This is a genomic window from Brevundimonas lenta, from assembly GCF_014196335.1.
GTDB classification, from domain to species: Bacteria; Pseudomonadota; Alphaproteobacteria; order Caulobacterales; family Caulobacteraceae; genus Brevundimonas; species Brevundimonas lenta.
Genome location: NZ_JACIDM010000001.1, coordinates 1,358,929 through 1,372,720 on the forward strand (window position 1 = coordinate 1,358,929; position 13,792 = coordinate 1,372,720).

The window sequence follows — 13,792 nt, forward strand, 5'->3', positions numbered from 1 at the left end:
GAACCTTGTGTGGATGGATCGGCCGTCAGGCCGCCAGCGACGCCGGGTTGGCGACCGCTTCGTCCAGCGCTGTGCGCACCCGCGCGATCACGCCTTCCCAGTCGTCGAAGGTGTCGCGGCGGAAGAACTCCAGGTGCGGATAGAAGGGGTATTTGTCCGTCGCCAGATAGTGCCAGTCGTCCGGCGCGGTGATCATCCACGCCGTGCCGCCCACGGCCGCCGCCAGGTTGGTCCCGGCGATGCCCGGTCCGACCACCAGGTCCAGCGCCGCCGACAGGGCCGCCACATCCTCCAGGTCGTCCTTCAGGTCGATCGGCGGGGTCCAGATCTTCACCCCGGCCGCCTCGGCCGCCGCCAGGTCCTCGGCCACGTCGCCGCACTGCAGATTGACCATCACCGCGCCCGGCGTCGTCAGCACTGGCTTCCAGCGCTCGAAGCTCGAGAAATACCGCGCCCGCGATCCGGTCAGCACCAGGCTCTTCCAGTGCAGCCCGACCTTCAGCCCCGGACCCAGCTTCTCCAGCTCGGCCTTCCAGTGCGCCACCTTCGCCGGATCGGCGACCAGATAGCCCCGGCGGTTCGGGAAGCTCTCCACCGTCGGCCGGTAGATCGCCAGCAGCGACGCCATCGGGACCCAGGCGTCGACGCCGCCTTCCAGCTCCTCGGCGAACGGCACATAGCGGGTGATCCGGCCCTCCAGCTTCACCGCCTTGTGGCCGCCGAACACAGCCTCCGGATGCGCGCGCTGGAACAGGCCGATCAGGCGCGGCTCCACGGCCACGAACACCTTGCCCTCGGGCCCCACGGCCTTGATCGCGTCGCCGATCACGGTGCCGAACACCATCTCGTCGGCGATGCCCTGTTCACCCACGATCAGCAGCCGCTTGCCGCGGATATCCTCCGTCTTCGGGTCCCAGCGCGGCGCGTCCACCGCCACCCGCATCGATTCCGGCAGATGCGGATCCAGCCGCACCTCATAGGCCTCGAAGCCCTCGGGGATCCGGCCCAGCGTCATCAGCAGCATGGCCCGCGCCATGTTCATCATCGCCCGCTCGTACGGATTCTCCGCGCCCGGCATGGCGGCGTCCAGGTCCTCCAGCGCCCCCAGCGCATCGCCCAGCGGCTGGCGGGCGTTGGCGCGGTTGTAGCGGGCCTTGGCGAAATTCGGGTCGTGCCGCAGCGCCTCCTCGAAGAAGGTCAGGGCCGTGCCCATCTCGCCCTGGTCGCTCAGCACCGTGCCCAGCGTGTTCCACAGCACCGGCGATTCGGGCTCCACCGCGATCAACGCCCGCAGCGTCTCCACGGCATCGCCGTAACGCTTCTGGTCGCGCTGCACGCAGGCCAGGTTGTTGGTCGCCTCGATATGTCCCGGCTCGACCGCCAGATATTTCAGCAGCAGCTTCTCGGCGATCTCCAGATAGCCCATCTGCTGCGCCAGCCGGCCCAGGTCGTGGGCCACGTCGGTCTCGTTGGGCAGCAGCTTCAGCGCCGCCTCATAGGCCTGCAGGGCCTGACCCAGCCGCCCGGACTTCTCCTGGCAGATGGCCAGCACATGCCAGGCGAGGCCGTTGGTCTCGTCCATCTTCAGCGCGTCCAGCGCGCGCCGCGCGCCCAGCTCGAAGTCGCCGGCCCGGATCGCCATCAGCGAGGCCTTCAGCTTCTCCAGCGCCTTGCGCTGCGTCTTCACGTTCAGCTTCGGACTGGCCAGCTGGTGCGACAGCTTGCGGATCGCCTCGGGGGAGGCGGAGTCGCCTGCGGTGCCCTGGGCGATGGGGGCGATCCCGTGGATCTGTTCGGGGACGAGTTCGACGGCGGACATTCGGCGATCCTGAAGCGACGACCCACCTTTGCGGGCGGGGTCACAAGAGATGGTTAACCACGTCTGTTTAGCCTGCGTTGGTTCCCGGCTTCCTAACGTTTGCGCCGGGCCGAAGGGGAAAGCCGCCCAATGCCGCTCAAGCTGTCGCTCAAACCGGGCGAGAAATTCGTGTTGAACGGAGCCGTCGTCCAGAACGGCGACCGCCGCGGCGTGCTGATCCTTCAGAACAAGGCCAGCGTGCTGCGCGAGAAGGACATCCTCCAGCCCGAGGATGTGAACTCGCCGGCGAAGCGGATCTATTTCCCGGTCATGATGATGTACCTGGACGAGGTCGCGGCCCCCAAGGTTTACGACGAATTCGCGCTTCGCCTGACCGAGTTCATGGGGGCCACGCGCAATCCGGACGTTCTCGCCGACTGCGTCGCGGCGTCCCGGCACGTGATGGCCCGCGAATACTACAAGGCGCTGATGGCGGCCCGAAAACTGGTGGATTACGAGGAAGGTCTGGCGAATGTCGCTTCAGGCATACAAGACCGCAGCCACGCGGGCTGAGAACCCCCGTGAAATGGAGTATCGGCTGTTCGGGCAGGTGACCCGGGCGCTGATGCACGCCTCGACGGTCGATGCCTCCGACATCGCCACCCGCATCGACGCGCTCGACTGGAACCGTCGCCTGTGGTCGACGCTCGCCACCGACTGCTCCAACCCCGACAACGCCATGCCCATGGCGCTGCGGGCCCAGATCATCTCCATCAGCCTCTTCGTCGGCCGCCACTCGTCCGCGGTCATGCGCGGCGAGGACGACTTCGAAGCCCTCATCGACATCAACAAGATGATCATGCAGGGCCTCGCCGGCCCGGGCGCGCAAGCGGCGTAGCCCGCCCTCTCCCGATGGGAGAGGGCTTGAGCGCCCGCGAGCGAAGCGAGTGGCTGCGCGAAAGGGTGAGGGTCGTCGTCGGATGCTCGTCACCACCCGACCCTCATCCGACCGGGCTCCGCCCGGCCACCTTCTCCCATCGGGAGAAGGAAATCTTGCTGGCTATTCCCGAACTCTTTTCGCCAACCCGCGGATTTCCCCCACCTAAATTCCCTCTACGCAGCGAGGTATCCGCCTCCCCCATAATCTCCCCATCCCGTCGATGGGGAGGGCGTCGGATCCAGCGCCTCGACGACGACGGGCTGTGGTCGAGCGATGAAGCCCGGGCGAAGGGTAGTCCGGGGGGCCTCGTCGGACAGCGATGGATGCTGTCCGCTTGCTCGCCGCGCATCGAAGGTGCGGACCGCTGGCTCAGCCGATGTCCCACCCACGTCGCTTCCAGCAATGGCGGCGGCGGAGATCCGTCAAGGCTCTAACAGGGCCGCCAGCCGGAGGGCGCGCGAAACCAACGACCACGCGGGGCGGCCTGTCTCGTCGAAACGGTAAAACTATCAAAGCACCGGGCGAGGCCCGGACGCCCCGCGCCTTCCCCTCCCTTCCGGCGGCTCCCGCCGGAGGATGCACCCGCACGTCCTTCCCCCATTTCGGGGGAAGGTGGGCTGCGGAGCAGCTCGGATGGGGGCTGTCGATGGCGATCCCTCGTCTGGCCTGGCGGCTGCAGACAGAGCCCCCATCCGGCCCTCCGGGCCACCTTCCCCCGAAATGGGGAAGGGGCGCTTCTGGACAGGGAGAACTTCCGGGCGGCGAAAATTGCCGGGTGGCCGCGCCCGTGCCCCGTCCGCGTCCCAACAAATACAATGAGATAGACGGTTACCGATCAGGCCCCGTTCTTGCGTAGGCCCCTTCGAACCAGAAACCGGTTCTACGGCCAGAAGGCCGTTAACAACCGACCAGAATGGAAGGAACTACCCGATGGTTATGTCGGTCAACACGAACGTGGGCGCCCAGATTGCGCTCCAGAACCTGAACGCGACCAACGCCCAACTGGCGACGACGCAGAACCGGATCAACACCGGCAAGTCTGTTTCGAACGCCAAGGACAACGGGGCCATCTGGGCTATCGCCCAGGGCCAACGTGCCGACATTGGAGCACTGGGCGCGGTGAAACAGTCGCTCGACCGTGGCGTGGCCGCAGTCGACGTGGCGCTGGCGGCGGGCGAGACGGTCTCCGACCTCTTGCTCCAGATGAAGGAGAAGGCTCTCGCAGCGACTGATGCGTCGCTCAAGACCGCGTCCCGCGCGGCCCTCAATGAGGACTTCAAGTCCCTTCGCGACCAGATCGCCTCTGTGACCAACAACGCCGATTTCAACGGGATCAACCTGCTGAAGACCGGCGCCACCGGTTTCTCGGCACTGGCCAATGCGGCGGGCACTGCCACCCTCACGGTGCAGTCGGAAGTTCTCGCCCTGGGCAGCACGTCCGTCACGGTTACGACGACGCAATCGATCGACACCCTGACCAAGGCGACGGCCTCCCTTTCGGCCGTTTCCACCTCCATCGACCGTGTTTCGGGCGCCCTGGCGCGTCTGGGCACCAAGTCGAAGGCGCTCTCCACCCACCTGACCTTCGTCGGCAAGCTGACGGATGCTCTGGAAGCGGGTGTGGGCAATCTGGTCGATGCCGATCTGGCGAAGGAAAGCGCCAAACTCCAGGCCCTGCAGACGAAGCAGCAGCTGGGGGTTCAGGCTCTGGGCATCGCCAATCAGACGCCGCAGCTGGTTCTGTCGCTGTTTCGCAGCTGATTCACATCAGGCTCTCGCAGGCGCCGGAGGGGGAAACCTCTCCGGCGTCTCGCGTTTCCGGCCCGCGTCAGAACAGGCCGGTGACCCATTCCCATGAGTTGGTGATGGCGGCGCTCACCACCTCCCACGCCAGCCAGGCCGCCAGCGCGAAGGCGATCGTGCCGATCCAGGCGACCACGATCACCGCCCCGTCGCGCTGCATCAGGCCGAAGCCGAAGGCGGCGATGATCAGCGACGGGACCAGATTGGCGAAGATGATCGGCAGCATCAGGATCACCACCAGGCCCGTGCAGGCCAGGCCGATCATCACCTCGCCGACCTCGTTGGTCATCGGCGAATACCGCGGGCGGGACCAGCGCTCGACCTTGCGCAGCGGTTTCAGCACCTTGGAAATCGCAGTCCGGTATCCGCCCCGGTCGATGCTGCTCCGCAGCACCCAGGCCGGCATCCACAGCTGGTCGCGGCGGATCACCAGCTGCAGGGCGATCAGCAGGATCGGCAGGCCGATCACGGTCGTGGTGCCGGGCAGGGCCCCGATCAGCGCGCTGATCAGCCCCAGGAACAGCAGCAGGGCCCCGATCCCGCGCTCGCCGAACGCATTGACCAGCTCCCCCAGATACAGCTTGGGGTCGGTCTTGGCGCCGATGTCCTCGATGACCTGCGAGAAGGGCCGGTCGTCGCTCTGATAGTCGTAGTCTGGCATCGGCGACGGGGGGATCCGAAGGTGTGTGCGCTGATCTATGCACGCTGGCGGTGACGCGCCACTTAACAAACGTCCATCCGTTGCAGATGTCGCAGGCGAACTTGAAGGCCGGGTCAGTGCTTCACGTGCTCCGGTTTGCCCGTCCGCTTCGTATGGGCGAATTCCTCAAGCTGCGCCTCGGTCATGGACTCGGCCATGTGCTTCGAGGCGCCCTTCAGCTCCGATTTCGGCGTATCGCCGCGTTTGGCGGACAGGGCGGCTCCGGCGGCCTTCTGCTGGGCGGCGGATTTTGCGGGCATGTCACGGCTCCTTCGGGACCCGGAAACCCGCAATCGTCCCGGCGGTTCCGCAGTTGTGACTTGCAGAACGCCGATCCTTGATGCCCGTTGCAGCGCTGCGGGACAGGCCCGCCAGGAGGGGTGGATATGCGCACGATCATCATGGTCGCCGGTCTGGCGACGCTGACGCTGGCGGGCTGCAATCAGGCCGGCGACAAGGCGAAGGACGCCCCCGGGGCCGCGGTCGACGCCGCAGCGCCTGCTGCGGCGACGGGCCTGCCCGAAGGACCGACACCCGGCCTCTGGCGGGTGACCACCAGCATCGCCGGCATGCCCGCCAGCGTTACCCCGCCCGCTATGGAAACCTGCATCACCGAATCGAAATTCGAGTCCCAGGGCCCGGCGCCGGAGACCCCCGGCATGACGTGCGAACACCCGACCTTCCGCCGCGACGGCGACGCCGTGCTCGGCCGGTCGGTCTGCACCTCCACCGAGGGCGTCCGCATGGAGTCGGACTACCGCCTGACCGGCGACTTCACCCGCCGCTACACGATGGAGGTGAAGACCACGACCACGCCCGCTCCGACCCCCGCCATGGCCTCCACGACCATGACGATGAATCTGGAGCGTCTCGGCGACTGTCCGGCGTCAGCCGCCCAGTAGCTCGCGGCCGATCAGGAAGCGGCGGATCTCGTTGGTGCCGGCGCCGATGTCGTACAGCTTGGCGTCGCGCACCAGCCGCTCCACCGGCCACTCCTTCGTGTAGCCGGCCCCGCCCAGGGCCTGCACGGCCTCCAGGCTGACCTTCACCGCATTCTCGCTGGCCAGCAGAATCGCGCCCGCCGCGTCGTAGCGGGTCGTCTTGCCCTGGTCGCAGGCGCGGGCCACCGCATAGACGTAGGCGCGGGCCGAGTTCAGGGCCACGTACATGTCGGCGACCTTGGCCTGCATCAGCTGGAAGCTGCCGATGGCCTTGCCGAACTGCTTGCGCTCGCGGACGTAGGGCAGGACCACGTCCAGCGCCGCCTGCATGATGCCCAGCGGGCCGGCCGACAGCACGGCGCGCTCATAGTCCAGGCCGCTCATCAGCACGCCGGCGCCGCCGCCGACCGGACCCATCACGTTCTCCTCCGGGACCTCGCAGTCCTCGAACACCAGCTCGGCGGTGTCCGAACCGCGCATGCCCATCTTGTCCAGCTTTTTGGAGACGCTGAAGCCCTTCATGCCGCGCTCGATCAGGAAGGCGGTGACCCCGCCGTTGCCTTCGCCGGTGCGGGCGTAGACCACCAGGGTGTCGGCCGAGGGCGCGTTGGTGATCCAGAATTTCGTGCCGTTCAGGACGTAGCGGTCGCCCTCCTTGCGGGCCTGGGTCCGCATCGACATCACGTCCGAGCCCGAGCCGGCCTCCGACATCGCCAGCGAACCGACGTGCTCGCCCGAGATCAGCTTCGGCAGATACCGGTTCTTCTGCTCCGTCGTGCCCCAGCGGCGGATCTGGTTGACGCACAGGTTGGAGTGGGCGCCGTAGCTCAGGCCGATCGAGGCCGAGGCGCGCGACACCTCCTCCATGGCCACCACATGCTCGAGGTAGCCGAGGCCGAGGCCGCCGAACTCTTCCTCGACGGTGATGCCGTGCAGGCCCAGCTCGCCCATCTCGGGCCACAGCTCGCGCCGGAACTGGTTCTTCTCGTCGATCTCGGCGGCCAGCGGGGCCAGCCGGTCGGCGGCCCAGCGGGCCGTGGTTTCGCGAATGGCGTCAGCGGTCTCGCCGAGGCCGAATTCCATCGATTGGGGGGCGTTGGGAATGCTCATGGGCCGGGGGTAGCACCGCCCGCGCGGCAGGCAAAGTCAGCTCGATTTGCCCGCCCGCACATACAGGTTCCAGGACGACACCCCGACGCAGATCACGCCGATCAGCGCCAGCACCCATCCAATCAGGATGAAGTCGCCGTTGAACGACTCCTCCAGCATGGCCTTGCGGAACGACGCGGCCGACGCGCCGCATGCGCCCAGCCCGACCACGCCCATGATCAGGAACGCCCCGGTGTCGGCCCAGTCGAACCGACGCGGCTGCTTCGGCTCCACCTCATGGCGCAGCACCGACAGGGTCGGCTCGTCCTCGAACAGAACGGTCTCTTCAGGCGCTGCAGGATCGGCGCGGTCTTCGGCCGGCCACACGGGACGGACCTCCGACTCGACAAAGTCCGCCTCGACCGCCGGGGTCAGAACCAGCGGCTCGTCCATCGGCGGAAAAGGCGATGGACCGGGCGCGGGCGGCACCAACGGCGCGACCGGCCGGGCGGCGACGGGCTCCGGCGCCGGCTCCGGCGCGGCGACCGTTTCGACGGGCACCGGTTCCGGGATAGCGACCGGCTCCGGTTCGACGACCTCGGGGGCCTCCTGCACGGGTACTGGCGCGCTCTGCGCCAGCGGCGCGAAGCCGGGCAGGGGCCCGATGATGGCGGCCGCATAGGGCGAGTAGCGCTGCAGCTGCAGCGCAGCCGGTGGCGGGGCAGGCGCCTCGACGGCCGGTTCTGCGACAGTCTCGGCGTGACCGAAATCGGGACGGATGATGGGCGTTTCCACCACCGGGGCGGTCTGGACCGGCGGCGGGGGCAGCGGGGCGGCCAGCAGATCCGCCAGATGCACCGGCCCGGCGGGATCCGCCACGAACAGGGCGCGCTCTGCGGCGCGGCGGCGCAGCGACACTTCCGGCGTCACCGTCTCGGGCCAGCCGACCAGCGCGTCGGCGGCTTCGCCCGCCTGTCCGGCGTTCAGGCGCTGCAGCACGTCCGAAGTCAGGAAACGATCCACACCCACCGACACGGCGAAGCTGGCGAGGGCGTCGAACTGGTGCTGGTTCAGCGGGGCCGACACCTGCTCGTTCAGCGCCTTCACCACCGGCATCAGGTCGTACTGCAGCAGCAGTTCGGCGTCCTGTTCGCCGACCGTCAGGCCTTCGCGTGCGGAGGCGGTGTGGCCATAGCCGATGACCCAGCGGCCATCCTCGTCGCGCACGGCGCGCGGACGGAAGCCCTCAAAACTCTTGATGAGGACGACTCCCTCGCGGGAGACCTTCAGACGTGACCTGGTCGTTTCGGACACCGGTTTGATCCAAATCGAGACGGAAGCGCTCGCTTGCCGGGAGAACCAGCAAGCCCCGCGCCGGTCCGGACCTGCCTAGAGCAGGACGAGTGTGGCCAGGCCGAGGAAGATCAGGAAACCGAAGAAATCGGTCGTCGCCGTGACGAAGACGGCGGAAGACACCGCCGGGTCGAACTTCAGCCGCGACAGGGTCAGCGGCGTCAGCACCCCGACCGAGGCCGCCACCATCAGGTTCAGCACCATGGACGAGGCGATCACCGCCCCGATCCGCCAGTCGCCGGACCAGAAGCCCGCCGCGAGGCCGATCAGCGGCGCCAGCAGCAGGCCGTTGGCCAAACCGACCGCCAGTTCGCGCCAGAAGGTGCGGTTGGCGTTGGAGCTGTTCAACTCGCGCATGGCCAGGGCGCGGACGGTCACCGTCAGGGCCTGGGTGCCGGCGTTGCCGCCGATGGCCGAGACGATGGGCATCAGGACGGCCAGGGCCACGATCTGCTGGATGGTCGCGCCGAAGAAGGAGATGACGCTGGCGCCGAGCACCGCCGTGCCCAGGTTGATCGCCAGCCACGGCACGCGGCCGCGCACGATCTCCGGCACCGAGGACCCGCGGTCCTCGTCGGACACGCCGGCCAGACGCAGGATGTCCTCGCGGTTCTCTTCCTGAATGATGTTGACGATGTCATCGACCGTGATCTGGCCGACGAGACGGCCGGCGCTGTCGATGACCGGCGCCGAGATCAGGTGATATTTCTCGAAGATGTAGGCGACCTCTTCCTGATCCTGGTCGACGGTGATCTCGTTCACCGGGTCCATGATCTCGGTCAGGGCGGTCGTTCGGGGCGCGCGCAGCAGCTGGCTGATGGCGACGCCGCCGACCGGGCGGTTCACCGGGTCCACGACATAGATGTCGAAGAACAGCTCGGGCAGCTCCTCGCCCTGCTTGCGGATGTGGTCGATGGTGTCGCCGACGTTCCAGAACGCCGGCGCGGCCATCACCTCGCGCTGCATCAGGCGGCCGGCCGAATCCTCGGCATAGCCCAGCGAGCTCTCGATCGCGGCGCGATCGACCTCGGGCATGGCCGCCAGAACCTTCTCGCGCTGGTCGTCCTCCAGATCCTCGACCACCGCCGCGGCGTCGTCGGAGTCCAGTTCCTGCAGCGCCTCGGCAAGCGTCAGGTGCGGAACGCGCTCCAGCACCTCCTCGCGAATCCCGTCGTCCAGTTCGGGCAGGGTCTCGGCCAGCAGGTCCGCCGGCAGCCACACAGTGACCACGCCCCGGTGTTCGGCGGTCAGGAAGCCCATCAGGTCGGCCACGTCGGCCGGGTGCAGGTCTTCCAGCAGCGAACGAAGCTTCATCCCGTCGCCGTCATCGGCGGCGTCGACGACCTTCTCCACGAAGGCCGGCGTCAGGACGTAATCCTCGTCCAGCGCGACGTGTTCGATTTCGTCGTCGGGAGCGGGCGACAAGGGGGCTGTTGCGGTGGTGTTCACGCCTCGGCCTCCCTCAGTCTGTCAGATCAGCCGTAAGCCGATGATTCGCCCTTGGAAACGATATCCGTTTCCGTCTGAAGTGACTGCCTGTCCCTTGGTAGGGGGACACACGGCAAATAACGATGGTGCGGTCGAGAAGACTCGAACTTCCACGGGTTGCCCCACAGCGACCTCAACGCTGCGCGTCTACCAATTCCGCCACGACCGCTCGCATCGGAGGGGGGCTGATAGCGGAGAGATTGGAGAAAGGGAAGGGGCGTTTGCGCGCGAAATCAGGCGGCGCCGGCCATGAAGTCGTAGACGTCCGCCGGGCGGGTCACGGTGATGGCGATCCGATCCTCGCGGATCTCGATCTCGCCGCGCGCCACGGGGTGATTATTGGCGAGGATCCAGACCTCGTCATGCTCGGATGCGTCGAGCGGAATCACCGCCCCGCGGCCCATCCGCAGCAGCTGGCTCATCGGCAGGACGGAGCGCCCCAGGACGACCGAGATCTCGACATCGACGGCTTCGATCTGGCTCATGGAGGACTCGGACACTGACTGGACTGGCGCTGGACGGTCTTGCATGGCGCTCCCGACCCCCACATTGAGGGCGACATGGTTTCCCGGACATTAAGCGACACTGTTTCAAAGCTGATCCGCGCCGACGGCCGCCCGGCCGAATGGGCGGTCTCGAGCGGCTATGTCGACTATCCGGAGGCGGTCGAGGCCATGGAGGCCCGCGCCGCGGCGATCGCGGCGGGCGAGGCCCCCGAACTGATCTGGCTGCTGGAGCACCCGCCGCTGTACACCGCCGGCGTCTCGTCGAAGGACGATGACCTGCTGGACGCCGGCCGCTTCCCGGTCCACCGCAGCGGACGTGGCGGCCAGTTCACCTATCACGGCCCCGGCCAGCGCGTGGCCTACGTCATGCTGGACCTGAACCAGCGCGGCAAGGACGTGCGCGCCTTCGTGCGCGGCCTCGAACAATGGATCATCGGCGGTCTGGGGGAGTTCGGCGTCAACGCCGACGTTCGCGACGGCCGCGTCGGCGTGTGGGTCGAGCGCAAGGGGCCGGGCTGGTCACGCGAGGACAAGATCGCCGCCATCGGCGTCAAGGTCCGCAAATGGGTCAGCTTCCACGGCATCAGCCTGAACGTGGAGCCCGACCTGTCGCACTTCGGCGGCATCGTGCCCTGCGGCATCAGCGAGCACGGCGTCACCAGTCTGGTCGACCTCGGCGTCCCCGCCACCATGGACGAGGCCGACGAGGCGCTGCGCACAAGCTTCCGGCGCGTGTTCGGGCCGGTCGCAGCGGGCGCAGCGCCTATCTGAAACGATATGACGGGCCCGCCAGGCAGCGGACCCGTCTCTCACCGGATCAATACCGGACCGTCATCTCCAGGCCGAAGGTGCGCGGAGCGTTGAAGTTGCCGTAGTCGCCCAGCGTCGCCCGGTTGGCCGGATCGCGGCGGTAGACATGCGCTTCGTCCAGCAGGTTGCGCGACCACAGGGCCAATTCCACCATCGGCGCACCGGCGGCGAACTGGAGGTCGGAGATGGCGAGGCGGCCGTTGACGATGAACGAGGAGTCGTTCTTGACCGCGGACTGGTCGAAGGTCTGGGTCGCATCGGCGTAGCTGGCGTCGATGTGGGCCCGGAACGTGCCGTTCGACAGCGGCGATTCCCAGTCGGCGGCCACGTTGGCGGCGTTCTTCGGCGTGAAGACGATGAACACCGGCTGGACCACGCCCGTGAACGGGTTCTCCGTGGGCGGGATCTCCGTGTCGGTATAGGCGTAGGCGGCCGACAGACGCAGGTTTTCAGTGGCCTGGAACTGGCCTTCCAGCTCGAGGCCCCGGATTTTGGTCGTGCCCGGCGCATTGACCGTCTCGAGCGTGTTGCGGGTCGAGGCGCCGATCACCGTGACCAGGCTGAAGTCGATCTGGCTGCCTTCGCGATCCATGGCGTAGAGCGCGGCGTTCAGGCGGAGCCGGTTGTCGAACAGGTCGCTCTTCAGACCGATCTCGTACGCCTTGACCTCTTCCGCGTCGAACGAGCGGTAGGTCAGCGAGCGCGAGGATGCGCCGCCGGCCCGGTAGCCGGTCGAGTATTTGGCGTAGACGTTGACCTCGTCGGTCGCTTCCCACGCCACCGTGACCAGCGGGTCGAAGCGGTCGGTCGAGGTCTCGAAGGTGAAGTTGGTCGCCACGTTGTTGACCGTGGACAGCACGCCGTCCTTGTCATCCCAGGTGTAGCGGCCGCCCACGGTGATGTGCAGGGCGTCCGCCATGACGTCGGGCGTCCAGGTCGCCTGACCGTAGATGGCCTTCGATTCCGAGTGGGCCGTCGAGGCGCGGTCGACGAAGCGGAAGCCGCGAATGGTCGGGGTCGGGTCCAGGATGGTGTAGCCCGTGCCGTCAGAGTTCCAGCGGTTGGTCGACGGCGTCGCCGCGTCGTCGGACACGGTTTCCTTGAAGTAGTAGAGGCCGCCGACGTAATCGAGCCGGTCGCCCGCCGAGCCGACCGCCTGGAACTCCTGGCTGAACTGGTGCTGCCACAGGCCGGCCAGCGAGTAGCGGCTGAAGTTGGAGTTCGGTCCGACGACCGGCGGACGGTGGGCGCCCGCGATGTTGTCGTACTGGTCGACGTCGACTTCGCGATAGGCGGTGATCGAGCGCACTTCCAGCGCATCGGTCGGGCGCCACGACAGGTGCAGGTCCGTGCCCTGGGTCTCGTCCGTGCTCCACTGCTGCGGCACGCCGATGTCGGCGACGGTCATGCGGTCCTCGCCCTCGACGATGACGATCGGGGCCAGGTCACGGATGCTGCCGGACGGCACGCTGGCGGAGGTCCACGGCACGACCGGCCGGCCCAGCGGGTTGAAGTTCAGCAGCTGGCTGTAGAACGGGGTGTTCTTGTCGAGGCCCGTATCCGCCGCGAGATCGGCGGTGAAGTTGTCCGTCGGGGTCCACCGAACCTGGGCGCGCAGCCCGCGGCGGTCATACTGGCCGAAGCCTTCCTCGCCCGGCAGGATGTTGCTGGTCACCGGACCTTGCACCTGAATGACGCCGTCCACCTTGAAGGCGAAGTCGCCGAAGGCCGGGAAGTCGACGTGCAGTTCCGAGTTGTAGGATTCCAGGTTGCCGACGCCGGCGACGGCGCGCACGCCGAACTCGCCCGACGGTCTGCGGGTCACCAGCGACAGGGCGCCGCCTTCCGTGTTCCGGCCGAACAGGGTGCCTTGCGGGCCCTTCAGGACTTCGACGCGTTCGATGTCGAGCAGGGCGGAGCCGAGGCCGTGCTGCCGGCCCAGATAGACGCCGTCGATATAGACGCCGACGCCCTGTTCGCGGGCGGGCTGGTTGGCGTCCAGGGGCACGATGCCGCGGATACCGATGGTCAGGGCCGACTGGCGGGCCTCGAACGTGGCGACGCGCAGGCTGGGGACCGCGCCGTCGGCCAGATCGATCAGGCTCTGCACGTGGCGATTGGACAGGTCTTCCGAGCCTACGACCGAGATCGAGATCGGCGTCTCCTGCAGATTGGTCTCGCGCTTGGTGGCGGTGACGATGACCTCGTCCAGGCCGGTGACGTCGCCCGGACCGGGCTCGCCGGGCTGGGCGGCCATGGCGGTATCGGCGGCCGGAGCCGTCTGCGCCAGCGCGGGCGTGGCGACGGCCATAAGGATGCTGCCCAGCAGCAGGCGTGTGCGGAAGGTGGTGTTGCAGGTCATGA

13 protein-coding genes and 1 tRNA gene are annotated in these 13,792 nt (G+C 67.6%); 5 read left to right on the top strand and 9 right to left on the bottom strand.

Annotation, left to right across the window (positions count from 1 at the left end; translation table 11 throughout):
* Positions 1-25 precede the first annotated feature (25 nt).
* Positions 26-1,819: a tetratricopeptide repeat protein gene (locus GGR12_RS06720; RefSeq protein WP_183203565.1), complete on the bottom strand. Its 1,794-nt coding sequence runs from the start codon at positions 1,817-1,819 to the stop codon at positions 26-28.
* Between the two features lie 129 nt (positions 1,820-1,948).
* Here GGR12_RS06720 and flbT point away from each other — a divergent pair, with 129 nt between their 5' ends.
* The 3 genes from flbT (at position 1,949) to GGR12_RS06735 (ending at position 4,499) form a co-directional block, all read left to right on the top strand.
* Positions 1,949-2,371, top strand: a complete 423-nt coding sequence (flbT, locus tag GGR12_RS06725; RefSeq protein ID WP_183203566.1) for a flagellar biosynthesis repressor FlbT — start codon at positions 1,949-1,951, stop codon at positions 2,369-2,371.
* Positions 2,331-2,696, top strand: a complete 366-nt coding sequence (flaF, locus tag GGR12_RS06730; protein ID WP_183203567.1) for a flagellar biosynthesis regulator FlaF — start codon at positions 2,331-2,333, stop codon at positions 2,694-2,696. The genes flbT and flaF overlap by 41 nt, the downstream gene beginning before the upstream one ends.
* Before the next feature lie 972 nt (positions 2,697-3,668).
* Positions 3,669-4,499, top strand: a complete 831-nt coding sequence (locus GGR12_RS06735) for a flagellin (RefSeq protein WP_183203568.1) — start codon at positions 3,669-3,671, stop codon at positions 4,497-4,499.
* Positions 4,500-4,566: 67 nt separating this feature from the next.
* Here GGR12_RS06735 and GGR12_RS06740 read toward each other — a convergent pair whose 3' ends face one another.
* Both GGR12_RS06740 and GGR12_RS06745 read right to left on the bottom strand, forming a co-directional pair.
* A complete protein-coding gene (locus GGR12_RS06740) occupies positions 4,567-5,202 on the bottom strand; it encodes an exopolysaccharide biosynthesis protein (RefSeq protein ID WP_183203569.1) in 636 nt (211 codons plus the stop codon).
* 113 nt (positions 5,203-5,315) lie between these two features.
* Positions 5,316-5,501, bottom strand: coding sequence for a DUF3008 family protein (locus GGR12_RS06745; RefSeq protein ID WP_183203570.1), 186 nt, complete (start codon positions 5,499-5,501; stop codon positions 5,316-5,318).
* 126 nt (positions 5,502-5,627) lie between these two features.
* Between GGR12_RS06745 and GGR12_RS06750 the strand changes: the two genes are divergently transcribed.
* Positions 5,628-6,143: a DUF3617 domain-containing protein gene (locus GGR12_RS06750; RefSeq protein WP_183203571.1), complete on the top strand. Its 516-nt coding sequence runs from the start codon at positions 5,628-5,630 to the stop codon at positions 6,141-6,143.
* Here GGR12_RS06750 and GGR12_RS06755 read toward each other — a convergent pair.
* From GGR12_RS06755 to GGR12_RS06775, 5 genes are all read right to left on the bottom strand, one after another.
* Complete coding sequence (locus GGR12_RS06755; protein WP_183203572.1) at positions 6,129-7,292, bottom strand: isovaleryl-CoA dehydrogenase; 1,164 nt, start codon at positions 7,290-7,292, stop codon at positions 6,129-6,131. The two genes, GGR12_RS06750 and GGR12_RS06755, sit on opposite strands and share 15 nt — an antisense overlap.
* 36 nt (positions 7,293-7,328) lie before the next feature.
* Positions 7,329-8,585 (bottom strand): glycoside hydrolase family protein, encoded by a 1,257-nt coding sequence (locus GGR12_RS06760; protein WP_183203573.1) that lies wholly within the window; start codon positions 8,583-8,585, stop codon positions 7,329-7,331.
* Positions 8,586-8,660: 75 nt separating this feature from the next.
* Positions 8,661-10,073, bottom strand: coding sequence for a magnesium transporter (mgtE, locus tag GGR12_RS06765; protein ID WP_183203574.1), 1,413 nt, complete (start codon positions 10,071-10,073; stop codon positions 8,661-8,663).
* A 123-nt stretch (positions 10,074-10,196) separates the two neighbouring features.
* Positions 10,197-10,281: transfer RNA gene (locus tag GGR12_RS06770), tRNA-Leu, on the bottom strand.
* A 64-nt stretch (positions 10,282-10,345) separates the two neighbouring features.
* Positions 10,346-10,597 (bottom strand): FliM/FliN family flagellar motor switch protein, encoded by a 252-nt coding sequence (locus GGR12_RS06775; RefSeq protein ID WP_425486209.1) that lies wholly within the window; start codon positions 10,595-10,597, stop codon positions 10,346-10,348.
* Between the two features lie 75 nt (positions 10,598-10,672).
* On the opposite strand from GGR12_RS06775, the gene lipB reads away from it, so the two are divergent.
* Positions 10,673-11,389, top strand: coding sequence for a lipoyl(octanoyl) transferase LipB (gene lipB / locus GGR12_RS06780; RefSeq protein ID WP_183203576.1), 717 nt, complete (start codon positions 10,673-10,675; stop codon positions 11,387-11,389).
* 46 nt (positions 11,390-11,435) lie between these two features.
* Here the strand turns inward: lipB and GGR12_RS06785 are convergent, their stop codons facing one another.
* Positions 11,436-13,790, bottom strand: coding sequence for a TonB-dependent receptor (locus GGR12_RS06785; RefSeq protein WP_183203577.1), 2,355 nt, complete (start codon positions 13,788-13,790; stop codon positions 11,436-11,438).
* Between the last annotated feature and the right edge of the window lie 2 nt (positions 13,791-13,792).

Excerpts from the sequence above, each read along its gene's own strand:
- lipB (WP_183203576.1), top strand. The coding sequence starts at position 10,673 with ATGGTTTCCCGGACATTAAGCGACACTGTTTCAAAGCTGATCCGCGCC.
- flaF (WP_183203567.1), top strand. The coding sequence starts at position 2,331 with ATGTCGCTTCAGGCATACAAGACCGCAGCCACGCGGGCTGAGAACCCC.
- GGR12_RS06785 (WP_183203577.1), bottom strand. The coding sequence starts at position 13,790 with ATGACCTGCAACACCACCTTCCGCACACGCCTGCTGCTGGGCAGCATC.
- flbT (WP_183203566.1), top strand. The coding sequence starts at position 1,949 with ATGCCGCTCAAGCTGTCGCTCAAACCGGGCGAGAAATTCGTGTTGAAC.
- GGR12_RS06740 (WP_183203569.1), bottom strand. The coding sequence starts at position 5,202 with ATGCCAGACTACGACTATCAGAGCGACGACCGGCCCTTCTCGCAGGTC.
- GGR12_RS06745 (WP_183203570.1), bottom strand. The coding sequence starts at position 5,501 with ATGCCCGCAAAATCCGCCGCCCAGCAGAAGGCCGCCGGAGCCGCCCTG.
- GGR12_RS06775 (WP_425486209.1), bottom strand. The coding sequence starts at position 10,597 with ATGAGCCAGATCGAAGCCGTCGATGTCGAGATCTCGGTCGTCCTGGGG.
- GGR12_RS06735 (WP_183203568.1), top strand. The coding sequence starts at position 3,669 with ATGGTTATGTCGGTCAACACGAACGTGGGCGCCCAGATTGCGCTCCAG.
- GGR12_RS06750 (WP_183203571.1), top strand. The coding sequence starts at position 5,628 with ATGCGCACGATCATCATGGTCGCCGGTCTGGCGACGCTGACGCTGGCG.
- GGR12_RS06755 (WP_183203572.1), bottom strand. The coding sequence starts at position 7,292 with ATGAGCATTCCCAACGCCCCCCAATCGATGGAATTCGGCCTCGGCGAG.
- GGR12_RS06720 (WP_183203565.1), bottom strand. The coding sequence starts at position 1,819 with ATGTCCGCCGTCGAACTCGTCCCCGAACAGATCCACGGGATCGCCCCC.